Origin of the sequence: Streptococcus oralis, from assembly GCF_003942585.1 — a bacterium.
Classification (GTDB): Bacteria; Bacillota; Bacilli; order Lactobacillales; family Streptococcaceae; genus Streptococcus; species Streptococcus oralis_BE.
Genome location: NZ_RJNK01000001.1, coordinates 332,144 through 355,662 on the forward strand (window position 1 = coordinate 332,144; position 23,519 = coordinate 355,662).

Consider the following 23,519-nt stretch of genomic DNA (forward strand, 5'->3'; position numbering starts at 1 on the left):
GCCTATTCTCCATCAAGAAATTTGCCCATTTGTGATAGAGGTTCACCAAGTTTCGTCACGGCTTCAGCCAATTCTTTAGTGTCTTCTTTTGTTAAGTCTGTATAGAGTTTGTAGTGTTCCTTGTCTGTCATATGTTTGTCCAACAAGCTATTAACAGATTTGAAATCAGCTTCTAATTCTTTAACTAGGTCAGCATCTGATTTTTCTAGTAAAGGTTTAAAGAGTTGGAATATCTTTTCAGCTCCCTCGATATTAGCGCGGAAGTCGTACAAATCTGTATGAGAGTAGATTTCCTCTTCACCCGTAATCTTGCTTGTCGCCACTTCATTGAGCAAGTCAACTGCCCCTGTCAACATAATCTTGTGATCTACTTCAACAGTTGCTACCTTAGCCTTCAACTCTTTGATATCGTTGACAAGCTGATCTCCATAACTTTCGGTTCCCTTAGTTGTGTTTTCTTCCCAAAGGATACGCTCGATACGGTGGAAACCTGACCAACCTTCCTCGGTATTATTTTCATCCACATAGTCTGCTAGACGAAAGTCAATCTTAACATCAGATTCACCAAAACTCTCAGCGATTGGTTCTGAACGTTCATAAGTCATACGAACAAGTGGATAAGCTTTCTTGGCTTCCTCCAATTTTCCGTCTTTTAAAAGCTGGACAAAGCCTTCTGTATCCGTTAAGAGTTTGTCAATTTGTCCTTGAACAAAAGTCTTATAATCTGCGGTTGCCTTATCAAGCAATTTTTGTTTGTCATCTGATAAAGCTTGTCACCTTAGAGGAATCACTTGTCTCGGTTGATTTTTCAAAACGGACTGCACATGCTGTCAATAGCAAAGCAGAAGATAAAAGGACAACACCTAGTTTTTTCATTATTTACTCCTATTGATTCAGGAAGCCTGAATTTATTTTACGTTCCATTATAACATCCTTTCCTTAGTTTTTTAACAAATTGTCAGAAAATTTAATATTTGAGAATTTGAAGTAGCATTTTCTGGTAAAATTAGAAAGGGCTTAAAAATTAGAATCGTAGAACTTTTTTCAGATAGTTTAAAAAGATTGTTTTCCCCTCCTCTTTTCTCTATAATGGAAAGAAAGGAGATGACTATGACAGAATTGAAACATGAAATTGATGCAAACTTTGCAGGACGACTCAATATCCTGCGCGCTGGTGTTCTCGGTGCCAATGATGGGATTATTTCCATTGCTGGAGTCGTTATCGGTGTTGCTAGTGCGACGAACAATATCTGGATTATCTTTTTATCAGGATTGGCGGCTATCCTCGCTGGTGCTTTTTCTATGGCAGGTGGCGAATATGTCTCTGTATCCACTCAGAAAGACACGGAAGAAGCCGCTGTCGCTAGAGAGCAATTACTCTTGGATAAAGACATTGAATCTGCAAAACAATCTCTCTATGCTGCTTACCTTCAAAATGGTGAGTGTGAAACGTCCGCCCAACTCTTGACCAACAAAGCCTTTTTGAAAAATCCACTCAAAGCCTTGGTCGAGGAAAAGTACGGAATCGAATACGAAGAGTTTACCAATCCTTGGCATGCTGCCATTTCTAGCTTTATCGCCTTTGTACTGGGAAGTCTTCCTCCTATGCTTTCGATCACTGTCTTTCCAAGTGACTATCGCATTCCTGCTACTGTTTTTATCGTGGCCCTTTCCCTTCTCGTCACTGGCTATACCAGTGCTAAATTAGGAAAAGCTCCTACGAAAACTGCTATGATCCGTAACCTCTGTATCGGACTTCTCACCATGGGAGTAACCTTCCTCTTAGGACAACTCTTTAGTATCTAAGATAAAAGAAATACCTCGATGAATTTCGAGGTATCTTTTTTACATTTGTACAATCTTGCGATAGCTTCTTGAAGTAATCATAAAAATCAAAACGTAGACGATGAGGAAGATCGCACAAATGGAAAGTGTAACGGTCAACATCATGGTCGCATCGAGCACGCCAATGACTTTTAGGATGAGGCTAAGCATGTGATAGGCAAAGGCAAGGTGTAGGAAGGCAAATAGCAATGGAAGGAAGAAGACAGTTAGGACCTGTTTGTTGATAGTTTGCTTGATTTGCTTTTGATCGAGACCGACTTTTTGCAAAATGATGAAGCGTTCACGGTCTTCATAGCCTTCAGAGATTTGTTTGTAGTAGATAACGAGAACAGTTCCCACCATAAAGATGATAGAGAGGAAAATACCGATAAAGAAAACTCCACCAAAGAGAGCACTCACCTGCGCACTGCTATCAGCCAGATTACTTCCGTAAACATAGCTTCCTTCTTTGTTTAATTCTCTATTAAAGTTGTTGACGAATTTTGAATAGTCATCTGCAATTTTAAGCTGCTCGTCCTCGCTAGCCGTTACATTCATACCACCATAGTATTGATTAAAGATAGAAGAATTAGGATGTTGGTCAAGAAAGGCTTGTAGGTCAGGAACAACCAGATAGCTATAATCCGAAGTTAGAATATTGTACTGATTTGGGACATGTTCAAGAATAAAATCTTTTTTGATTTCTTCCTTGATTGTGTAGGTCTGGTCATTCAGAGTCAGTTCTTTTTGTCCTTGAAGTTCTTTGTTTTTAGTAAACAAGCCGACTTCCTTACCTGAAAGTGCAAGTTTTTGCCCCGTCATATTCTCATAGTCTTTTTGGTCAAAGACCATAAAAATAGTTTTCGGTTGAACACGATTTTGACCTTTCTCAAAAATTGTCAATTTCGTACCTTCTTGATTTGCCACACCAAAGTTACTGTATGTAAGGACTTCTTTCTTTGTTACAGTTAATCCCTTATCGCTAGCATACTGGCTCAAGAGTTTTTCGATATCTTCTTTTTCAACATTCTGCCCTGTAATCCCAAAATCATGCGGATTCATGACTTTCTTGAAAGTCTCTGAAGCCTTGAAGACGCTCGTTGTAGCAGACATAGTAACCAAGACCATGGTTGAGAGAATAGCAATCGTCGCCAGACCAACCGCATTTTTCTTCATGCGGAAAATGAGATTGGATACGGAAATCATGTTATTAGGTTGGTAATAGTAACGCTTATTTTTCTTCAATATTTGTAGGAAAACTGTGATTCCTGCATTAAACAAGAGATAGGTACCAAAGATTACCAACAAAACTGCTACGAAGAAAATTAGAACAGCAGAAAGTGGGTTTTCGACTGTTATTGCTAGGTAGTAACCAGCTGCTAGACTGATTAGACCTAGAATGGTTTGAAAACCTAAGAATCGTCCTTTTTTCTCACCACTGGCTTTTTCACGAGAGAGCTGAAGGGCATTCATGCGTGCGATGCGAAAGGCATTGATAAAAATCAGACCTAGGAAGATAGCTCCAAAAACGATGAGAACTAGGATAAAGACAATTGGTTGGAAGGTTGAAACGAGCTCCACTTTCATTTTCATCAGCTTCAGAAGAAGGGCAAAGATTAGCTTATCAAAGAGGGCTCCTAGGCCGAGACCAGCTGTCAAGGTTAAGGAACCAAATATAAGAAGCTCCTTAAAAACCATACTGATCAAATGGCGCTTTTCAAGCCCCAGCATACCATATACACCTAGCTCCTTGGAGCGGTTCTTCATGACAAAACTATTGGCATAAAGGACAATAATCCCTGAAGCGATAGTAACAACCACCATACCAAGAGCAAGCGTCATAGAGATAGTTTCTCCCCCTCGGATATTGCCTATGTTAGGATTAAGTGACAGTGAGTAAAAGAGATAGGTGATGGTCACTGCTAAGAGAACAGCAAGGGCAAAGGGATAGTAGAGTTTGCGGTTTTTGATTAAGTTCGAAACCGCTAACTTATTGGTTAATCGGAACATACTAATTCACCTCGCTTGCCATAACAGTCAAAGTATCAGAGATTTCTTGGAACATCTGACGCTCAGTTTTGTCTCCACGGTAGATTTGGTTGTAGAGGATGCCATCTTTGATAAAGAGAACCCGCTTGGCCCTGCTGGCTGCCGCCGTTGAGTGAGTTACCATAAGAATAGTTTGGCCGCGTTCATTGATTTCATCAAAAACATCTAGAAGAGCTGCAGATGACTTGGAGTCAAGTGCCCCAGTTGGCTCATCCGCAAGGAGAATTTCAGGTTCTGTGATGATGGCGCGTGCTACTGCTACCCTCTGTTTTTGCCCACCAGAGATCTCGTAAGGGTACTTCTCTTGCAATTGGTTGATGCCCAAATTTTCAGCGGTTACTACCAATTTTTTCATCATCTCCGTGATAGGTTTTCGAGATAGAACTAACGGAAGCAAGATATTGTCCTTAACAGACAAGGTATCTAGCAAGTTAAAGTCTTGGAAGACAAATCCCAACTTCTCACGACGAAAGCTAGAAGCCTGTGAGTTTTTAATAGTGGCTGTGTCTGTTCCGTTTAGGTAAACCTGCCCACGAGTTGGTTTATCCAGCATAGCTAGGATGTTGAGCAGGGTTGATTTTCCTGAACCAGACTCACCCATGATGGCAACGTAGTCACCCTTTTCCACGGTAAAGTGAATATCCTTGAGGGCCTCTACTTGATTGCCTTGAAAACGAGTTTTGTAGATTTTTTGAACGTGTTTTACATCTAAAAGTGTCATTGTTATCTCCTTCTTAATATCCCATCAATTGAAACTGTGCTTGCATCATTGCGCATCCTAGTTGAACACGCTCGATATCTTTTTGACTTGGTTTTCTTGTTTTCTTTTGTAAGATTCTTTTCATGGTTTTGCTCCTTTGTTCTTTATGAGTCTAGTTTATCGCAAAAAAAGGCGGCCTGCCATAACCTAACCTTACAAAAGAGACTTTAATCTTACATTTTTGTAAGATTGAAGAATATCAAGCAATTTCGCTATCAATATTTTACCATAAAAGAAAGGCAAGAAGAAAACCCTTGCGGATGCAAGGGTTAAAAATCACTATTCAGTCTGCATAAATCAGTAAGAAATGTTGCTACAATTTGATGATGTATTCTTTCAATTAATTATATTTCNATATAAGCAGAACAGCTTTCTTCTAAAGAAAAATCGTCTTTTATTAACAAGGTTAACTCTTTTGATGATACACTCTCACTTTTATCTATTCGAACAGCTTGATTCATTATTAAATCTTCATAAAGATTTCGAACGAAACGGCCGTTAGAAAAATTGGTGAGATTACTTTCTAACTTATCATTAAAATAATTTAATAATATTTCTTTTAGCTTGTCCTCAATCTGGTAGTCGTCTTTTCTTGCTAAAGTTTCAAGAATATCTAACAATTCCGTAGAAGAATAATTTTCAAAATTAATAAAATAATTAAAGCGAGATTTCAAACCAGGATTTGATTCAAAAAAATGATTCATTGGATCAGTATATCCTGCAACAATAACAATTAGATTATCTCTTGAATCCTCTAAAGCCTTTGTCAATTCTGTTAAACATTCTCGTCCATATGAATCCGTATTGTCATTTTCTGTAATACTATAAGCTTCATCTATGAATAAAACGCCACCTTTTGCTTTTTCAATGACACTTTTTACTTTTAAAGCAGTTTGACCTTGATAACCAGCGATTAAATCTGTTCTGGAAACTTCGGTAAAATGCCCCTTTGAAAGAAGGCCTAATTGATAATACATCCGACCTACAATTCTGGCCACTGTCGTCTTTCCAGTACCAGGATTCCCCATAAACGCCATATGTAAAGTTCTCTTTGGTACTTTTAGCCCAGACTCTTTTCTTTTAAACTGAACCTTTTGATATATAACTAACCTCGAAACTTCCTCTTTAACTTTTTGTAAACCAACTAATTGATTTAATTCCTTCATCAATTCATCCAAAGAAGAGTTGTTACGTTTTCCTAACTCCTTCCCTAGTATTTCAAAAAGATAAGAGTAACCTAAATAACAAGCTAAATTATCAGATAATTCTTTTAGCGTTTGACTTATCTTGCTTATTTTATTCTCTTTTTGAAATAAATATATAGATTTATATAAATCTGCTACTTTATTTGTGTCTGAATGATCAATTATAATCTCATTTACTTTTGTGAGAAAAGTCGACTCATTACCCAGTTGTCGATCCAATTTTTTGGCGCTCTCAATTAGCTTGTCACGAGATACAGTCATAATTTACCTCAAAAACATAAACACTAAAGTGATTATTAACATTCCAATAGATATTCCTGATACAATAAAGAGTGTAAGAAGACGATTTGAAATAAATTGAATTTGTTGTTTACTTTCTTTCAACTCTCTTCTGAGTTCTTCAATTTCAGAAGTATGCGAGACAGGCTCCAAAGGAAGCTGACTAACAGTACCCTCTAAGTTGACAATTCTATCATCTAGTGTAGAAAGTCGTTCCTCATGTTCAACGATAGAATTTTTACTTTTTTCTTCGTTAAATTTCTCTTTAAACTGCTTAAGAGCTTCTAAAGTTAATTTTTGTTTCTCTATGGTTTTATCAATACGAGCCTGCTCTTTCAGAATTTTTTTGTTGTTATGTTCGATGGCAGCTACAGAAGAAAGAATAGCTTGAATATAATCTTTATCCAACGCTTCTAAAGCTTTATAAACTTGACCAAATTCTTCAATAAGTGTTTGTTGATTATCATAAAATTTTGAAATGTAATTTTGAGTTTGTTCAACTAACGTATTAAACTCGTTTCCCGTCACTCCATGTTCAGCAAACTCAAAACCGAAGAAATCATCGTGAGTTCTAACTTTATCAAAATACAGTTCATCTTGACTTTGTTCAGCAAACTCTTTCAGATGCTCTTTCGCTTCATCGAAATCGTGTTTGCTAATGTTTATTTCAATTGTTTCTTGTTCTTGCTCAAATACTTCTTGTTCCATATTTATCTCCCTAATCTAATAATTCTTGTAATAATGCATCAATCTCATCAAAGTCACTTTTATCGTCTCTTGTAGATTCTGCAAAAATATCTGATAGCTTTTCTTTCATTATTGAAGCAGCCATATCGTGTCTTTCCTTAATAGTATTGATAACAGAATCTTTTTCTACTTGAAGCCTCATGCTCTTTACATCTAGTAATTGATCTTTGATTACTAACATTTCATTATTTTGATCAATTTTCTTAGAACTTAATTCAGTAATCTGTTTATTGACAATTTGCTGATCAATCATTTTTAATACAAAAGCGCCAATAATTCCAGATAAGGTCGCTCCCATAAAAGTTCCAATAACACTGCCGATTGTTCCTAAAAGTGGTATAGAAATAGCCAAAACTGGAAAACTAGCTGTTAGGGATGCTCCTAATGCTTCCCCAACTACAATTGCCCCAGTAGCCGATAAACCAGTAACAACAATTTTACCGATCTCTAGCATCATTATCTGAACACTTTTTTCTTTGTTATCTGGATTGTTTAGATAATCAATCGCTTCTTTTAAGGACTTCCAACCTTGGTGTATAAATGTCCATGCTTTTAGAAAAGTGTTAATTACAGGTCCAACTATCGCAGAAGCTATCATCGTAACCACTGATTTCCCAACGTTTAATAAGTGATTTGATAAGTTGTTTACAAATGAAATGATGGCCTCTTTTACCTTTTCAATAAAAGTTGATAAATTTCTTTCTGTATCTTTAAGCCAAGAGATAAATTTTGAAATTAACTCTCGCAAAAATTCTGATAGTAACTGTAAAAGCGCTGCTTTCAAAGCTTTTCCTGAAACTTTTAAAGCCTCGTCACGGCGTGATTTTTTACCAGTTTTTATAGCTCGCTTCTCAGCTTCGTCTCTTACTCGATCGTATTCAGCGCGTGCCTCTTTATCTTTCTCTCTTAACTGTCTCTCTTCTTTTGAACTAATATTATGGACTTCTTTAGCATATTGTCCCTTAGAATTTGGATTATCTAATAATTCAGTTGTAGATTGATCACCCTTCGCTTGATTAATTTCACTCCTTATTTCGTTAAGATTAGCTTTGCTATTTGCGAAAGCATATTGTTGTTCTTTATCCATAAAGGCATTGGCTTTTGGATCACGTATAATCTCTCCAGCAGAGACTGTGTGATCCATTTGAGTTCCTTTTTCTTTTGAACCTCTTGGTCTATTTTCATCTAAAAATTTTCTCGCATCTTTTTTTATGGTATTCACCATTTTACCTGAACGAGTTGTATGTGTTCGAATATTTCCGAATTCATCTCTCTCAAATTTTTCTTGCCATTCATTATATCTCTTCTCATAGATACTTCTATCTGCATTATGAGTAATAAAGTTGCCTTTTTCAAAATTTTCAGCTGTTTGAATATGTGCTTCTTTTCGTAAATCTAGGGTTTGGCCTTTGTTCTCTTTAATAAACTCTTCACCAATTTGGGCAGCAAGTTGAAGTTGTACTTGTTCCCAAACTATATTTTCAATAGATTCTTGAAGGTATTCATTATTTTGTAATTTTTCTCTATCTATATCAAGTTGCTCTATGTGTTCAACAACATCCTTAAGGTTATTTTCTAAAGAATTTTCTATTTCAAGTAACTGTTCATAGTCAAAGTCAATTTCAGAACTTTGTAATTCAAACGTTTTATTTTCGTTAGCCATATTAATCTCTCTAAATTATTGTATTCACTGATTTATTATACCATTTCAGAATTTGATTTGACAAGTTTAAAAAAACTTCGTCCTCTTGGACGAAGTTCATGCTTCTACCATACTCACCAAAACCAGCCATCATTGTCTTCAATGGCTTGGGCTTCCTTGCGTTTGCGTGGTCCGGTTCCGTACATTTCGGCTTCAATCTCTTCCTTAGTTGGCAGGATAGAGGCGAGGATGATGTAAATAATCACACCAATCCCAAAATTTGATATAGTAAAAATGGCGAAGAGAAAGCGGACTAGGGTTACATCAAGTTTCCACTTGTCTGATAGGCCAGCCAAAACTCCTGACACCATGCGATTTCGTCTCATTTTATAAAATTTTGTATTCATGATTTGTTCCTCTTTCGGTATTCTTACAAGTAGTATAGCATAAAACGGGAACAAGAACATCAGTCCTTAGGCCGATTTAAGATAACGAGTTTACCTCGGCAGACGCCACAGCGATAACGTTTCGTGTCAATCTTTCTCTTGCGTTGATAGATTTGCTGGCAAGATTGGCACTGATAGACTAGGTAACTATCTTGACTTTTCAAAGGTGGTGCAAAGCGTAGTCCATCCACTTCTTTCAAAAGTTCCTTGAAATCTCGGTCCTTATGGCGATACCCCTTTTTCTGAAAATAAAGGTGATAGTGACAAAGTTCATGGCGCACGATTTTGCGAAAGACTTCCAAACCTAGTTCATTATAAATCTTGGGATTAAAATCCAAATGCCCATCCTTAGGGAAAAATCGCCCACCTGTCGTTCGCAAACGAGGATTCCACTGGGCTTGGTGTGTAAAAGGTCTACCAAAGTCTTCGAGTGAAACAGACTGAACGTACTCAGTTAGATTCATCTGGAGCTAGGAGCGACAGATTGACTTTTTCACGTTCAGTATCGATTTTCTTAACCCAAACCGTTACCAAATCTCCGACTGAAACCACTTGGCTAGGGTGTTTGATAAATTTGCGACTCATGTGGGAAATATGGATCAAGCCGTCCTCATGAATCCCGATATCAACGAAGGCACCGAAGTCAACGACATTCCGCACCACACCCTCCAGCTTCTGTCCGACAACAAGATCCTTGATATCCAGAACATCTTGACGGAGAACTGGAGCATCAAAAGAATCACGGAAATCTCGACCCGGTTTGAGAAGATCAGCAATGATATCTTTAAGGGTTTCTGGACCGAGGTCTAGTTCTTGCGCCATTTCCTTGACAGAAAGGGACTTAAGCTTATTTTGGGCTTCTTCATTTAAGTCCTTGATATCCAAGCGTTTGAAGAGCTCCTTGACTGCACCATAGTTTTCTGGGTGAACTCCAGTATTATCGAGGATATTGCTACTTTCCGGAATACGGAGGAAACCAGCAGCCTGCTCAAAGGCTTTAGCTCCCAGGCGAGGAACTTTCTTAATTTGAGCGCGTGAAGTGATTTTTCCTTCTTCCTCACGATATTTGACGATATTTTCAGAGATAGTTTTATTGAGTCCAGCTACGTGGGAAAGAAGAGCTGGGCTGGCTGTATTGACATTGACACCAACTTGGTTCACCACGGTATCGACGACAAAATCTAGACTCTCAGACAGTTTCTTCTGACTGACATCGTGCTGGTACTGACCGACACCGATTGACTTGGGATCGATTTTGACTAATTCGGCAAGGGGATCCTGCAAACGACGGGCGATAGAGATAGCCGATCGTTTTTCAACGGTCAAGTCTGGAAACTCCTGACGAGCAAGGTCGCTAGCAGAGTAGACAGAAGCACCACTTTCATTGACGATAACATAGCTGACTTCAGGAAAATCTTTCAGAACTTCCGCCACAAAAGCTTCACTCTCTCGGCTTGCAGTACCATTTCCAATGGCTATGATTTCTACGCCATATTGACCAATCAAGTCGGCTAAGTCTCGCTTTGCTTCTTCAATCTGACGAGCAGAGGCTGGTTTGACAGGATAAATGACTTGGGTCGTCAGCATTTTCCCCGTCGCATCAACGACAGCTAGTTTGGCCCCTGTACGAAAGGCAGGGTCGAATCCTAAAACCACGCGCCCTTTCAGTGGAGCAACCAAGAGGAGATTGCGCAGATTGTCAGAAAAGAGTTGGATAGCTCCTTCTTCTGCTTTCTCAGTCAATTCTGCCCGAATACGGCGCTCCATAGCAGGCAAGACCTTTTTCTTAACAGATTGCTGGATAACTTCATCTATATAGGCATTCTTCACCTTGAAACGAGCAGCAAAGAAAGCTAGAATACGATCCGTTGCATGTTCAAAACCGACTTTTAAGACACCTAGTTTCTCACCACGATTGAGAGCTAAGGTACGATAGCCCTGCATGTTGCCAACTGTCTCTGAAAATTCGTAATATATCTGAAAAACTTGTTTCTCATCGAGACTTTCATCCTTGACTTGCGAAGTGATTTTAGAGTGTCTCAGCACTTCCTGATAGGTCAGTGAGCGCAAGTTGACATCTTCAGATAAGGCTTCGACCAAGATATCAACCGCCCCAGCCAAGGCATCTTGACCAGTCGCAAATCCTTCACAGACAAACTTCTCGGCCTCTTGCTCTAAGTCAGCTACGTTTTGCAAAATCAAGCGTGCGAGGGGGAAGAGTCCAGCTTCGCGAGCAATGGTTGCCTTGGTCCGACGCTTTTCCTTGTAAGGAAGATAGAGTTCTTCTACGTCTGCTAGTTTTTCGGCAGCTAAGATAGCTTCTTCCAATTCCTTTGTTAGCTTGCCTTGCTCTTGAATCTTAGCCAAGACAGCTTCCTTGCGGTCATTGAGATTAGTCAGGCTTTTATCCATGTCGATAATAGCCTTAATCGCCACCTCATCCAGACTACCAGTCATGTCCTTCCGATAACGCGCGATGAAGGGAATAGTCGCCCCTTCAGCTGTCAAACTTAGAACGGTATCGATTTGCTTTAAGGTTACACCCAAATCTTGGGAGATTTTTTCATATTTTTTATCCATAAAACTATTATACCATAAGGAACAGCCCTTGTTTCACCTTACCTGTTTTTACCTCTTTGATTATCAAAATAAAAATAATCCCTTTTCCGCAAAATAATAGTATAATAGAGGTAACATTTAGAAACGAGGTAGGCCCATGGCTGTTAAATTTACAAAAACGGATGACTTGGACAAGATGTTTGAAGAATTTGCCAAACTTCCTGACTTAACACAAGTCACTTTCCCAGATGACAAAGACAAAAAAGAAAAAGTTGAGAAGAAAAAATAGATGACGATTTTCCAATCTCTTCCTCCTAGTGTATTACAAGCGGGGGCTATTTTTCTCTCCATTATCATCGAAGCCCTTCCTTTTGTTCTGATTGGGAGTCTCATTTCGGGGTGGATTGAGGTCTATATCACACCTGATAAAGTCACTGAGTTTCTCCCTCGCAATCGTTGGGGGAGGATCTTTTTTGGTACCTTCATTGGCTTTCTCTTCCCATCCTGCGAGTGTGGAATCGTTCCAATCATCAATCGTTTTTTGGAAAAGAAAGTCCCCAGCTACACGGTAGTTCCTTTTCTGGTGACCGCTCCCATCATCAATCCTATCGTTCTTTTCGCCACATATTCTGCCTTTGGCAATTCAATAAAACTTGCCTTCTTGCGAGCGCTGGGAGCTATTGTGATTGCTTTGGTTCTTGGAATTTTCCTAGGATTTTTCTGGAAGGAACCCATTCAAAAAGAGAATCCTATCGCTTGCCATGAACATGACTTTTCACACTTGGGTCCCGCTAGAAAAGTATTTCAGGTCTTCATACAGGCCATTGATGAGTTTTTCGATATGGGGCGTTACTTGGTCTTTGGCTGTCTCTTTGCAGCTATCGTACAGGTCTATGTCCCGACTCGGATCCTGACCTCTATCAGTGCTAGCCCAGTTCTTGCAATTCTCTTGCTCATGTTTCTAGCCTTTCTCCTCTCGCTTTGTAGCGAGGCGGACGCCTTTATCGGAGCTTCTCTCCTCTCGAGCTTCGGCCTAGCACCAGTCCTTGCTTTTCTGGTCATTGGCCCCATGCTTGATATCAAAAATCTCCTCATGATGAAACACTATCTCAAAGCGCGCTTCATCTGGCAATTCATGAGCATTGTGACAGTGCTTGTCTTGCTTTATTCTTACATGATGGGGGTGATGTTATGATCCGATTTTTCATTTTACTGGGTTATTTTGCTCTTACCTTTTATCTGCAGCTATCTGGCAAGCTCAGTCACTACATCAACCTCCACTATTCCTATCTAGTCTATATCTCCATGATCCTTTCTCTTCTGTTGGCTCTGGTTCAATTCTACATTTGGATCAAGAAAATCAATTCTCACAGCCATTTGGAAAGTCGTCGATCTAGACGAATCAGCATCCTTTTACTGTCACTACCTCTATTGGTTGGAGTTGCCTTTCCTACAGTAAGTTTGGACTCGAGAACCATATCTGCCAAAGGTTATCATTTCCCACTTGCTGAGGGAATCGACACAGCTATTCAGGCAAGCGAAGGTACATCCAGTCAATTCCTCAAACCCGATACCAGTACCTATTTTTCCAAGTCTGCTTATGAAAAGGAAATGCGGACTACGGCTGATAAATACCTATCCCTGCCAACCATCCAGGTTACAGACGAAAACTATATGGAGGTCATGGAAGTTCTCTATGATTATCCTCAAGAGTTTGAAGGAAAGCAAATCGAGTTTACAGGCTTTGTCTATAACGATCCTAGTCATCCAGATAGCCAGTTCCTCTTTCGCTTTGGAATAATCCACTGTATCGCAGACTCTGGTGTATATGGACTCTTGACCAAGGGAAACTCACGTCAATATCCTGATAATACCTGGATCACCGCCAAAGGAACTCTGACCCTCCACTACCATAAAGAACTCAAACAAAAACTCCCGACACTGGAAGTTGAGAGTTTCACAAAAGTAGACAAACCAGAAAATCCCTACGTTTATCGTGTGTTTCAATAAAAAGTGACTCAACAACAGACAAATTACTTTTTAAAGTAGCTTGTCTTTTTTGTTCTCCTAGTTCAACAAAATCAACACACAATCTTTCAAACAATAGAAAAAGTCCCAAGAAATAAGATTTCTCGAGACCATAAAAATGTTAACAAGATAGGGTTGACAATCATCACATATCATAGCTTAACTGCAATAGAGTTGTGATAGAAAACGTTGATTTACTAGAAAAAATAAAACTCATATTAAACTGAATATTTCAGTTTCTTACTGGCATAAAGCTATTTGAGTTTAATTTAACAACCACTAACCTCTATTAACGCCACCAAATGCTGAACCATAAACGGAAGTAGAATCCTAAGAACATAATGTGCACCTCCTTTTAAAAAACGTTTTTCCATCTCAACTATATTATATATTTTCTTGTGGAGAATTGCAAATTTTTTCAGTCAAATTATTAGCTTTTTTCAAAAAAATATGATAAAAGACAAAATTTTATATTAAAAATAGTTATTTACTTTCGGTTTCTGTAAAATGAAGACATAATATAAATGCACTAAGTCCTATAACTGGATTTTTCTGTCAAACTTTTGAGGCTAGTTCATAACTTCCAGTTGTTGAAATTAGGAACTAGCCTCTTTTCTGCGCCATGAATCTCCGCTTTTTACTATTTTTCTTCAACTCAGTTGGACTACTTCCCATTTTGTAATAAAGCTCTTACCTCGTCTGCTCCAATTTTATCCTCAGCTTTTTCAAAGAGTTGAATAGATTGATAAAAATAATCTCGTGATTTATTTGAATTTTGCTTCAGATAAATCTCTCCCATCCCTCTATAGGCACAGGCTTGGGCAATGAAGTCCTCAGTTGTCAAAGCAAAAGCTAGGGATTCTTGCATATAGCTTTCTGCCTCTTCTAGATTTCCCAACTTTAAACGAAGATAGCCTTGTTCATAGTTGTTAACAGAAAATTTCAAAGCATCATTGGGAAAATACTTTTTTATAATTTGCATTTCCTGATCGATATAGAGTAGAGCTTTTTGAAAATGACCCATTTCCCTGTAAACCATCGCTAACTGATGATAACCAACATGTTCATTTTCTTGATCACTTTTAGTTCGGGCTAAGTCAATATAACGTTGGTAGATCCTTAAGCACTCCTTATAATTTTGCTCTTCAAGATAGATATAGCCCATCAAATTTAATAAACTAAAATCTGTGCAAGTTTCCAATAAAAAGTCAGCTTCAACTAATTTTTTAGCTTCTTCAATCTTGCCCTCAAACAATAATTCCCATGCTTGATCCATTTTTATTCTCCTGCATCTTACGTTGTATAGAAATATATTGACAAATCGCTTTCAGACTCGTATTTTTTCCAAGCTAAACTGAAGCCATAATAATCTTCAAATTCAGGGTGCCAGTCATAATAAAGTGGGATACGACTATATTTTCTTGCAGCAACTTCGTCTTCAAATTCTGGAGATTCCCCTGCAGTAATACCAAATTGAAGACCATTTAGTTCCCAGCTATTGCCCCAAACATTTTCATCCGAGAGAACATCGATCCATCTAGAAGCATCAATATCAAAATCTGCACATAATTCCAGTTCATAGAATTTTCTACAGTTAATCTCTGAAGGCTTAATATAAAGGGCACCATCCACTTGGTACTGTTTATCTTTGACTTGAATCTGTGTGATTTTCATTGGAATCGGAACTCCATTTAATTCTAACCAGAAATAGCCTAAGGGAGTTTTGATACTATAATATGTTTGCTGAGTGACAGGTTTAGCATTTTTAGAGCAAGCATCAAGAATTCTTCCAAGCTTAATTAAATTTCTACAAACGATTTTTGAAGTTCGTGAGTCGAAATGTGAATACCTACGGATGACTCGTTTTAACTTTTCAACAGGAAAAGTGATATCCTTTGGTAGGGCATGATACTTCTGTACAACTAGAGCAGTTTTTTCAGTATTTTCCTTCCCCACTGGGACAACTACAGCATGTCCAATATGGATATTTGGGTCATCACAAATATAAGTATAGCCATTCCCTCCCTCCTGAAACTCAACTACAACAAGATTTAGCTCTTGATTCGGATCAAAGAGAGGCTCAACCTTTTCTGCTTCTTGGCGCTCATAAAAAGTAAAGCGTTCCCTATCCCCGTCTTCGCCAAAAACCATAAAACTGCCACATTCAGGGCACTTCCACATATAAAAGGATGCTTCAGAAATCTCATCATAAGAAATTTTATTATGGTCGTCAGCTTTATTCATGATTTCTTCAAACAACTCATCCGAATAAACTGAATAAGCATTTGGATCGGGCGATCTATGGTCGTTCATTTCTTGACCACATTTACATGTCCATTTACCCATAAACAACCTCAATCATGCCTTAATTCTTCAAGGAAAAATTGATTTAGGGGTTCCCACTCTTTTTTCTCCTCAGTAACGTTTTGGATGTAGGCATCGAGTTCTTGGATATTATCTAAAATATAATCTTGAATTGGCTTTATAGGCTCAATTTCCAGGTCTTCAGGTCCATTTATCTTAATGTCAAGCAATCTTGACACATGCTCCTGCATTTGGGACGGCAGCAATTCTTTGACCAAATCATCAAATAAAATCGGCGGAATAGAATGATATTTTTCGATCCAACGACAAGCCAAAATAGGACGCAGCGCATAGAAATACTTTTTAGGTTTGACCTTGTCTCCTGAAAGATACTTATTCATTTGAGTTCTAGCAGTGTTCAAGTAATGGTAGAGCATTTTTTTCTCAGAAAAATACTGGTTGACAAGAGGACGTATGCGCTCGATAAAATCCGTTTGTTGATAAACAATTGGAGACTGTAACCATTCAAACAATGTTGGATTTGACTTATAAAGGAGTTTTAAAGTTTTGTCTAAATCCCAGCCGCTCACATCCCAAGTATCGTCAATTGGTAACTCGATAACATCACGCTGTTCATTCAAATGGAGATAAAAATCTCGCTTGTGTTTGTAGATAAATCGTACATCAAAGTCACTATCAGGAGACTCAAAGCCCCATGCACGACTACCAGACTCGATAGCCCACAAAACTGTGACACCATAATCACGCTCAATTTCTGCTAATTTTTCAGGTACCAGAATATTCATTTCTTCTTGCGTTTGCATAATAAATCCTCGTCTATATTCTGAACATATATAGTTGCTAAAATTGGGAATTATGGGAACTGAAAGAGAAATATATCACTCTTTCAAAACTACAATCAAATAAACTAAACCTTCTATTAGCTTATTCAGACGTTTTTTATACCTGAGACTCTTGAATGATAGACTCTCCGTCCTTCCAGTTCCGAGCAATCTCTTCGTCTTTCTGGAGTTGGTCTACGAGTTCTTCGATGGAGTCAAATTTGACCATATCACGGACACGATCCAGCCAGTAAACCATGACTGTCTCACCGTAAATATCATCTGAAAAGTCGAAAATATTAACTTCAAAACGTGGCTCTTCTCCATCGAAAGTAACATTTTTCCCAACACTTGCCATGCCACGATATCTCTGACGTTGTACTTCTACATCGACTACGTAAACACCATCTGCTGGCATATAAGTTCGATCTCTCAGGACTAGATTGGCTGTTGGATAACCGATAGTACGCCCACGAGCATTTCCGTGAACGACCATACCACGGGTTGGGAGCGGTGTGCCCAGTAGATGATTGACCTCCTTGACATCTCCATCAAGAATAGCTTGGCGAATCCGTGTGGAACTGATTTTGCCCTTTTCGTCCTCAACTGGAGGAACAATGATAATCTCTCCATCAAAATAATCCTTCAGATCATCCGCAGTTTTCTTATCTGAACCAAACGTGTAATCAAATCCCGCTACGATAATCGCTGGTTTTAAAGCTCTAACATAAGTATCAAAGAATTCTTGACCCGTTAAACTAGCAAATTTGCTACTAAAGTCAAGTAAGAAGAGAGCCTCTACTCCGTGCCACTTCATCTTGTGCTCCCGTTCTTCGTGATTGACAATATGGAGCATGAGCTCAGGTTGGTAAGGTTGCAATGCAAGTTTTGGCGACTCTGTAAAGGTCATCACAACAACTGGCAGATAATCCTTCATAGAAGCCTTGCTAGCCACTTCAAAAAGTTTCTGATGCCCCTTGTGGATGCCATCAAAATAACCTAGTACAAGGACTGTTTTACCCGGTACTGCAATATCTTTTTCGTTCTTAATAGGTACTGTTGTAATCATGAAACTATTATATCATAGAGCAAGTCTTTTCGCTAAGAGGAAATCCCAAATGTCATTTTTTGCGCCTGAACTGACCTTAAGAGAAAATTTCGGACTTTAGTTTTAAAAAATAGCACCTCCTAAGAGATGCTATCATTTGGTAACTAGTCCATTGTTTCTTCTAAATCTTTTAACTTAACCGAAACAATCTTAGACACACCTGATTCTTGCATGGTAACTCCATAGATAGAGTCCGCTGCCGCCATCGTCCCCTTACGGTGTGTTACGACGATAAACTGACTATCCTTGTCAAAGCGGTTGAGGTAATCCCCAAAACGTTTGACATTGGCTTCATCAAGTGCCGCCTCTACCTCGTCCAAGATAACAAAAGGAATAGTCTTGACTCGGATGATAGAGAACAACAAGGCGAGAGCCGAAAGGGCTTTTTCACCACCACTCATGAGGTTGAGAGATTGGATTTTCTTACCTGGTGGTTGGACAGAAATCTCCACACCAGCTGTTAAAAGATCGCCCTCAGTCAATATCAAGTCTGCCTGACCACCGCCAAACATCTGTCTAAAGGTCACTTTAAAGGACTCACGAATAGCCTCAAAGGTTGATTTGAATCGTTCCTTAACCTCATCATTCATCTCCGTGATGGTCTCAAGGAGTAGGTTTTTAGCAGATAAAATATCATCTCGTTGGCTATTTAGGAAATCCAAACGGTTGTGGACTTCTTCGTACTGATCAATAGCTTCCAAATTGACTGGACCCAGTGAGCGAATAGCCTTTTCAAGATCTTTAACCTCTTGCTCTGCCAGATTGAGATTTTCCAACTCATGCGCTTTTTCTAGAGCCTCAGTGTAGCTGATCTGGTACTGGTCTGTTAATTGACTTTGTAAATAGCGCAAGCGTTCGCTGACCTTCTCTTTCTTGGCTTCAGCACGTGTTTGTTTGCGAATCCAATCTTCGTTTTGCTGACGAGATCTTTCAAGGAGGTTAGCAATATCATCCAGCTGGCCTTCGATATCATCCAACTCAAACTGCTTGCGAATCAAACCTTGTTGGAGGTTTGTTTTTTGAGTTTTGGCCTCTTCCGCCTGCTGACTTAGCAGATCCGTATCAACCTTCTCAAGATTATCAACCTTTTCTTGGAGGATACGCTGGATTTCCTCTTGTTCAATATCCAGATTATCCAATTCCTTACCTAGGCGTTCAATATCAGTCACTTCGTACCGCTTTTGTCCTTGCAGTTCTGACTTAAGCAAGCGTGCTTGCGCTACTTGTTCCTGCAAATTTTGATAGCGTTCTTGAATAGCGTTTTTATTAGACTTAATCTCTTCAATCTCAGCTTCTAGACTTTGTTTTTCACTTGCGATAGTAGCAAGGCGCTCTTGGCATTTTTCCTTATCCGCTTGCCAATCTCCTTCAGAAAGACGATTTAGTTCCTCTTCTTGAAGTTTCCAAAGAGTTTCCAACTCTTCCACTTGCTGATTGGTTTGTTGATAAGCAAGATACAAGCCTTGCTCCTGAATACGAGCTTGCTCACCCTGAGATTTGATGGCTTCTAATCTTTCTGTCAATACCGCCATCTCATCTTGCAAAGTCTTCAAAGTCGCTTCTTCTGAACGCAGACTAGCTTCTTCTTCAGCAATTTCTTTTTGTAATTGCTCTAGCTCTGGCTTGATGAAGATACTGTTATTTTGACGATTGGCACCACCCGCGTAGGAACCCCCTGTACGCAACTCTGTCCCATCAAGCGTCACCATACGAACCTGGTAACGAACTTGACGAGCAGCTGCACGCGCATGTTCTACAGTATCAAAGATAGCCGTCGTAGCTAGCAAGTTCTTGAAAATGGCTTCCAGTCTAGTATCAAAAGTAACCAACTCATCAGCCATTCCAAGGAAGCCTGGACTTGCTGCGATAGCATCTTGGTTCTGACTAGAAATCGCACGAGCCTTGATCGTCGTCAACGGAAGGAAGGTTGCACGACCGGATCTGTTGCGCTTGAGGAAATCAATCGCCTTAGTCGCTGCGTTCTCATCTTCTACGATGATGTGCTGACTGCTTGCTCCAAGCGCAATTTCTAGGGCAGTTTGGTAATGCACATCAAAAGTCAAATGCTCACTGACTGCACCAATAATCCCACCTAGACGGTCTTTTTCTTGGAGAACACTCTTAACACCCGCGTAAAAGTTGCTATGATTTCTAAGGATATTCTCTAAACTTTGGGATCTAGCCTGCTTATTTTTGAGACTATCCAGACGGTCAAAGAGTTGGCTCTGCTGAACTTGGTAAGAAACCTTCTTTTCCTCTTGCTCCTTGGCACTAGCTTGATAGTCAGCCAATAATTTCTGAACCTGTTCCTTGGCAGTTTCAAGCTCAGCCTCTTGCTGACTGGCCTTTTCTTTAGCTGTAGCCAGTTGTTCTTTCAGTTTTTCAAGTTGATCTGCTTGTTTTTGAGAGAGTTGACGACTGTTTTCTAACTCATTCTCGATGCGAGTCAGTTGGTTTGAGACATCCGCTTCTTCTTGTAAAAGCGCCACAAAACGTTCACGCAAGAGCTCAATCATCTGGTCAGGATCATCTGAAAATGCCAACAACTCCGCTTCTAAACGATTGAGTTCCTTGTTGTTTTCAGCTAAACTTTCCTCTAACTGTTCCAGATTCCCTTCTTTTTCATCCTTTTCCTTACTTAGAGCCTTTCTCTTATCTTCCAAAGCAGCCAAACGGGTTTGTGCTTCTTGTTGATTCAGGGCAACTTGCTCGGATTCCAGTTTGGATAAGGCTAGTTTTCGCTCTAAGTCACTGATCAAACTGGTCAAATCCATTAAGCTCCCTTGGTCTTTAGCCATTTGAGCTTGGAGATCTTGGCGTTTCTTTTTAAGACTTTGATTTTCCTCTTCTAACTCTTCACGTTTTTGGTAATAGCTAGTCAAAAGTTCCTGAACCTGCGTTAGCTCTTCTTCTGTTATCTCTAGTTCAGCCTTGTTTTCCTTGATTTGGGCAACCAGTACATCCAAGTAAATCGCCTTACGTTGACCATCCAAGTCGAGAAATTTACGAGCATTCTCGGCTTGTTTTGCAAGGGGCTTGATTTGATTATCCAACTCATAGATAATGTCCTCTAGGCGGTCGAGATTGTCTTGAGTTTGTTGCAGTTTACTCTCTGTTTCTTTTCGACGAGTCTTGTACTTTAAAACTCCAGCAGCTTCTTCAAAAATAGCACGACGTTCCTCTGGCTTGGAATTAAAAATCTCCTCAACCTTCCCTTGGGAAATGATGGAGAAGGAATCTCGTCCCAAACCTGTATCCAAGAAAAGGTCATGCACATCACGCAAGCGCACTTTCTTGCCGTCAATTCGATACTCGCTATCTCCACTACGATAGATATGGCGTTCTACCTTAATGACTTGCCCTGCATCCTGGATAAAGCCATCTTCATTATCCAAGGTCACGACAACCGAAGCATAATTGAGTGGTTTGCGACTTTCAGTTCCAGCAAAAATAACATCGGGCATCTTGCCACCACGAAGGCTCTTGACACTGGACTCTCCCAAGGCCCATCGCAGACTTTCTGTGATATTTGACTTCCCAGAACCATTGGGCCCAACGACAGCTGTCACGCCTTGGTCAAAAACGACCTTGGTCTTGTCAGCAAAGGACTTGAATCCCTGGATCTCAATTTCCTTTAAATACATGAATCCAGCCCTTTCTCAACAGCATTCTTTGCGGCCTCTTGCTCTGCTAATTTTTTAGAACGGCCTTGGCCTTTTCCGATGCTCTTGCCCTCAACCAGAACTTCTACATCAAAAACCTTATCATGAGCAGGTCCTATCTCAGAGATAACCTGGTAGCGAATATCCACATCTCCATTGACTTGGAGCAACTCTTGCAGGTGTGTCTTGTAATCCTTAATCATTTCAAAATCACCTGCTTCAACCTTGGGAATCATGACCTGATAGATAAACTCTTTTACCTTAGCAACATCCTTGTCTAAAAGCAACGCTCCCAGAAAGGCTTCAAAAGCATCGCCAAGAATGGTGTCACGATTGCGCCCACCAGACTTTTCTTCTCCTTTACCTAGCTTGATAAACTGATCAAACTGGCAATCACGCGCAAAACCAGCCAAACTCTCCTCGCGGACAATCATGGCACGGAGTTTAGACAAATCTCCCTCTGGTTTTTTAGGATATTTTTTATACAGGTATTCTGAAATCAATAATTGCAGAACAGCGTCTCCTAAAAATTCCAAGCGCTCATTGTGTGAAATTTTTAAGAGGCGGTGCTCATTGGCATAACTCGTATGAGTAAAGGCCGTTTCCAGCAAATTCTTGTCTGCAAATTCGATTGCAAAACGCTTCTTCAGTACAGTTTGTAATTCTTTCATACTGACCTCTTTCTAATAATTACGATCCTTTCTATTATATCAAAAAAAGCCTCCTGAGTCACTTTAAAACGGGACTAGGGGAGAGTGGGATAGTTTTTGAAAAAAAATTTCCAATTTTGGAGGCAATATAAAGAAAAAGCCTTATTTAAAGGCTTTTTTAGACTATTTACATCCACCCTGAGGGAATCGAACCCCCATCTTAAGAACCGGAATCTTACGTGATATCCATTACACTAAGGGTGGAAACTTGTTTTATTATAACAGAAATTTGCTCTAATAACAAGTTTTTTATGGATGGACTAAGCGTCTATTAGTGGGAAGCGTCCCCATTCCAGATAGAGTTTTTCACGATAACATAATCAACGTGTTTGAGGTCAGCAACCTTGCGTCCACCTGCATAAGAGATAGCACTTTGCAAGTCCTGCTCCATCTCAGTAAGAGTATCTTGCAAATGTCCTTTGGCAGGAAGTAAGATGCGTTTTCCTTCTACATTTTTGTAAGCACCCTTTTGATATTGAGAAGCTGAACCATAGTATTCTTTGAACTGTTCTCCATCAACTTCGATTGTCTTTCCTGGGCTTTCGATGTGTCCTGCAAAAAGGGAACCAATCATGACCATGCTAGCACCGAAACGAATAGACTTGGCAATGTCACCATGAGTACGAATCCCGCCATCAGCGATGATCGGTTTGCGAGCAGCCTTGGCACACCAGCGAAGGGCAGCCAACTGCCAGCCACCTGTACCAAAACCTGTCTTGACCTTGGTAATACAAACCTTACCAGGACCGATTCCAACCTTAGTAGCATCCGCACCAGCATTTTCCAATTCACGCACTGCTTCTGGCGTTCCCACATTTCCAGCAATGACAAATGTATCTGGCAATTCTTTCTTGATGTGTTGAATCATAAAAATTACGCTATCCGCATGACCGTGAGCGATGTCAATCGTGATATACTCAGGAGCATCAGCCTTGAGTTGGCTAACGAAATCATACTCGTAATCCTTGATACCGACTGAAATAGAAGCAATGAGCCCTTGATCGTGCATACGTTTGATAAAAGGAATGCGCCCAGCCTCATCAAAACGATGCATAATGTAGAAGTAACCACCTTTAGCAAGCTGCTCTGCGACGTTCTCATCCAAAATCGTCTGCATATTTGCAGGTACAACAGGTAGTTTGAAAGTGTGATTTCCAAGTGTGACACTGGTATCTGCTTCTGCACGGCTTTTAATAACACATTTATTAGGGATCAACTGAATATCTTCGTAATCAAAAATTGGAAATTCATTTAACATATCGATGTCTCGTTTCTTTTGTAATGACCTACCTATGCTTGCGCATCCCTACGCCTTTTCCCGACGTTTCCTTGATTTATTATAAATCAAAGTACA

19 protein-coding genes, 1 tRNA gene and 1 pseudogene are annotated in these 23,519 nt (G+C 39.6%); 4 read left to right on the forward strand and 17 right to left on the reverse strand.

What is annotated here, in order from left to right; translation table 11 throughout:
- Positions 1–2: 2 nt before the first annotated feature.
- Positions 3–752, reverse strand: a pseudogene (efeO, locus tag D8862_RS01680) (iron uptake system protein EfeO); the annotation flags it as partial.
- A gap of 358 nt (positions 753–1,110) precedes the next feature.
- On the opposite strand from efeO, the gene D8862_RS01685 reads away from it, so the two are divergent.
- Positions 1,111–1,806 carry a VIT1/CCC1 transporter family protein gene (locus D8862_RS01685; RefSeq protein ID WP_125448456.1) on the forward strand — a complete coding sequence of 232 codons (696 nt, stop codon included), beginning with the start codon at positions 1,111–1,113 and terminating at the stop codon, positions 1,804–1,806.
- A gap of 39 nt (positions 1,807–1,845) precedes the next feature.
- On the opposite strand, the gene D8862_RS01690 is transcribed toward D8862_RS01685, so the two are convergent.
- The 8 genes from D8862_RS01690 to D8862_RS01725 all read right to left on the reverse strand — a co-directional run bounded on the left by D8862_RS01690 (position 1,846) and on the right by D8862_RS01725 (position 11,532).
- Positions 1,846–3,834, reverse strand: coding sequence for an ABC transporter permease (locus D8862_RS01690; RefSeq protein ID WP_125448457.1), 1,989 nt, complete (start codon positions 3,832–3,834; stop codon positions 1,846–1,848).
- A 1-nt stretch (position 3,835) separates the two neighbouring features.
- Complete coding sequence (locus D8862_RS01695; protein ID WP_000173369.1) at positions 3,836–4,594, reverse strand: ABC transporter ATP-binding protein; 759 nt, start codon at positions 4,592–4,594, stop codon at positions 3,836–3,838.
- A 383-nt stretch (positions 4,595–4,977) separates the two neighbouring features.
- The gene (locus tag D8862_RS01700; protein WP_125448458.1) at positions 4,978–6,099 is read right to left on the reverse strand and encodes an AAA family ATPase; all 1,122 of its coding nucleotides are present in this window, start codon (positions 6,097–6,099) and stop codon (positions 4,978–4,980) included.
- 3 nt (positions 6,100–6,102) lie between these two features.
- Complete coding sequence (locus tag D8862_RS01705) at positions 6,103–6,825, reverse strand: hypothetical protein (RefSeq protein ID WP_125448459.1); 723 nt, start codon at positions 6,823–6,825, stop codon at positions 6,103–6,105.
- A gap of 10 nt (positions 6,826–6,835) precedes the next feature.
- A complete protein-coding gene (locus D8862_RS01710) occupies positions 6,836–8,527 on the reverse strand; it encodes an AI-2E family transporter (protein WP_125448460.1) in 1,692 nt (563 codons plus the stop codon).
- Positions 8,528–8,640: 113 nt separating this feature from the next.
- Positions 8,641–8,913, reverse strand: coding sequence for a PspC domain-containing protein (locus tag D8862_RS01715; protein ID WP_084948680.1), 273 nt, complete (start codon positions 8,911–8,913; stop codon positions 8,641–8,643).
- A 59-nt stretch (positions 8,914–8,972) separates the two neighbouring features.
- Positions 8,973–9,416: a SprT family protein gene (locus D8862_RS01720; RefSeq protein ID WP_125448461.1), complete on the reverse strand. Its 444-nt coding sequence runs from the start codon at positions 9,414–9,416 to the stop codon at positions 8,973–8,975.
- A complete protein-coding gene (locus D8862_RS01725) occupies positions 9,403–11,532 on the reverse strand; it encodes a Tex family protein (protein WP_125448462.1) in 2,130 nt (709 codons plus the stop codon). The genes D8862_RS01720 and D8862_RS01725 overlap by 14 nt, the downstream gene beginning before the upstream one ends.
- A gap of 136 nt (positions 11,533–11,668) precedes the next feature.
- Here D8862_RS01725 and D8862_RS09660 point away from each other — a divergent pair, with 136 nt between their 5' ends.
- The 3 genes from D8862_RS09660 to D8862_RS01740 are packed head-to-tail and all read left to right on the forward strand — an operon-like array spanning position 11,669 to position 13,521.
- Positions 11,669–11,800, forward strand: a complete 132-nt coding sequence (locus tag D8862_RS09660; RefSeq protein WP_000268696.1) for an SPJ_0845 family protein — start codon at positions 11,669–11,671, stop codon at positions 11,798–11,800.
- Positions 11,801–12,706: a permease gene (locus D8862_RS01735; protein ID WP_125448463.1), complete on the forward strand. Its 906-nt coding sequence runs from the start codon at positions 11,801–11,803 to the stop codon at positions 12,704–12,706. It abuts the gene before it with no gap.
- Positions 12,703–13,521, forward strand: coding sequence for a TIGR03943 family putative permease subunit (locus D8862_RS01740; protein ID WP_125448464.1), 819 nt, complete (start codon positions 12,703–12,705; stop codon positions 13,519–13,521). Before D8862_RS01735 ends, D8862_RS01740 begins: the two co-directional genes overlap by 4 nt.
- A 682-nt stretch (positions 13,522–14,203) precedes the next feature.
- On the opposite strand, the gene D8862_RS01745 is transcribed toward D8862_RS01740, so the two are convergent.
- The 8 genes from D8862_RS01745 to D8862_RS01780 form a co-directional block, all read right to left on the reverse strand.
- Positions 14,204–14,815 carry a tetratricopeptide repeat protein gene (locus D8862_RS01745; RefSeq protein WP_125448465.1) on the reverse strand — a complete coding sequence of 204 codons (612 nt, stop codon included), beginning with the start codon at positions 14,813–14,815 and terminating at the stop codon, positions 14,204–14,206.
- A 17-nt stretch (positions 14,816–14,832) separates the two neighbouring features.
- On the reverse strand, positions 14,833–15,885 hold the full coding sequence (locus D8862_RS01750) for a hypothetical protein (protein ID WP_125448466.1): 1,053 nt from the start codon (positions 15,883–15,885) through the stop codon (positions 14,833–14,835).
- An 8-nt stretch (positions 15,886–15,893) separates the two neighbouring features.
- Positions 15,894–16,667 (reverse strand): nucleotidyltransferase domain-containing protein, encoded by a 774-nt coding sequence (locus tag D8862_RS01755; protein ID WP_125448467.1) that lies wholly within the window; start codon positions 16,665–16,667, stop codon positions 15,894–15,896.
- 136 nt (positions 16,668–16,803) lie between these two features.
- Entirely contained in the window at positions 16,804–17,754 is a 951-nt protein-coding gene (locus D8862_RS01760; RefSeq protein ID WP_125448468.1) for a bifunctional riboflavin kinase/FAD synthetase, read from the reverse strand.
- Positions 17,755–17,897: 143 nt separating this feature from the next.
- On the reverse strand, positions 17,898–21,437 hold the full coding sequence (gene smc / locus D8862_RS01765; RefSeq protein ID WP_125448469.1) for a chromosome segregation protein SMC: 3,540 nt from the start codon (positions 21,435–21,437) through the stop codon (positions 17,898–17,900).
- Entirely contained in the window at positions 21,428–22,126 is a 699-nt protein-coding gene (gene rnc, locus D8862_RS01770) for a ribonuclease III (RefSeq protein ID WP_000661470.1), read from the reverse strand. The genes smc and rnc overlap by 10 nt, the downstream gene beginning before the upstream one ends.
- A gap of 171 nt (positions 22,127–22,297) precedes the next feature.
- Positions 22,298–22,369 (reverse strand) — tRNA-Arg (locus tag D8862_RS01775).
- A 67-nt stretch (positions 22,370–22,436) separates the two neighbouring features.
- Complete coding sequence (locus D8862_RS01780; RefSeq protein ID WP_125448470.1) at positions 22,437–23,423, reverse strand: GMP reductase; 987 nt, start codon at positions 23,421–23,423, stop codon at positions 22,437–22,439.
- Positions 23,424–23,519 lie beyond the last annotated feature (96 nt).

Bases quoted from the DNA above. Each gene is read 5' to 3' on its own strand.
- D8862_RS01685 (WP_125448456.1), top strand. From the start codon at position 1,111: ATGACAGAATTGAAACATGAAATTGATGCAAACTTTGCAGGACGACTC.
- D8862_RS01690 (WP_125448457.1), bottom strand. From the start codon at position 3,834: ATGTTCCGATTAACCAATAAGTTAGCGGTTTCGAACTTAATCAAAAAC.
- D8862_RS01695 (WP_000173369.1), bottom strand. From the start codon at position 4,594: ATGACACTTTTAGATGTAAAACACGTTCAAAAAATCTACAAAACTCGT.
- D8862_RS01705 (WP_125448459.1), bottom strand. From the start codon at position 6,825: ATGGAACAAGAAGTATTTGAGCAAGAACAAGAAACAATTGAAATAAAC.
- D8862_RS01710 (WP_125448460.1), bottom strand. From the start codon at position 8,527: ATGGCTAACGAAAATAAAACGTTTGAATTACAAAGTTCTGAAATTGAC.
- D8862_RS01715 (WP_084948680.1), bottom strand. From the start codon at position 8,913: ATGAATACAAAATTTTATAAAATGAGACGAAATCGCATGGTGTCAGGA.
- D8862_RS01720 (WP_125448461.1), bottom strand. From the start codon at position 9,416: ATGAATCTAACTGAGTACGTTCAGTCTGTTTCACTCGAAGACTTTGGT.
- D8862_RS01725 (WP_125448462.1), bottom strand. From the start codon at position 11,532: ATGGATAAAAAATATGAAAAAATCTCCCAAGATTTGGGTGTAACCTTA.
- D8862_RS09660 (WP_000268696.1), top strand. From the start codon at position 11,669: ATGGCTGTTAAATTTACAAAAACGGATGACTTGGACAAGATGTTTGAA.
- D8862_RS01735 (WP_125448463.1), top strand. From the start codon at position 11,801: ATGACGATTTTCCAATCTCTTCCTCCTAGTGTATTACAAGCGGGGGCT.
- D8862_RS01740 (WP_125448464.1), top strand. From the start codon at position 12,703: ATGATCCGATTTTTCATTTTACTGGGTTATTTTGCTCTTACCTTTTAT.
- D8862_RS01745 (WP_125448465.1), bottom strand. From the start codon at position 14,815: ATGGATCAAGCATGGGAATTATTGTTTGAGGGCAAGATTGAAGAAGCT.
- D8862_RS01750 (WP_125448466.1), bottom strand. From the start codon at position 15,885: ATGGGTAAATGGACATGTAAATGTGGTCAAGAAATGAACGACCATAGA.
- D8862_RS01755 (WP_125448467.1), bottom strand. From the start codon at position 16,667: ATGCAAACGCAAGAAGAAATGAATATTCTGGTACCTGAAAAATTAGCA.
- D8862_RS01760 (WP_125448468.1), bottom strand. From the start codon at position 17,754: ATGATTACAACAGTACCTATTAAGAACGAAAAAGATATTGCAGTACCG.
- smc (WP_125448469.1), bottom strand. From the start codon at position 21,437: ATGTATTTAAAGGAAATTGAGATCCAGGGATTCAAGTCCTTTGCTGAC.
- rnc (WP_000661470.1), bottom strand. From the start codon at position 22,126: ATGAAAGAATTACAAACTGTACTGAAGAAGCGTTTTGCAATCGAATTT.
- D8862_RS01780 (WP_125448470.1), bottom strand. From the start codon at position 23,423: ATGTTAAATGAATTTCCAATTTTTGATTACGAAGATATTCAGTTGATC.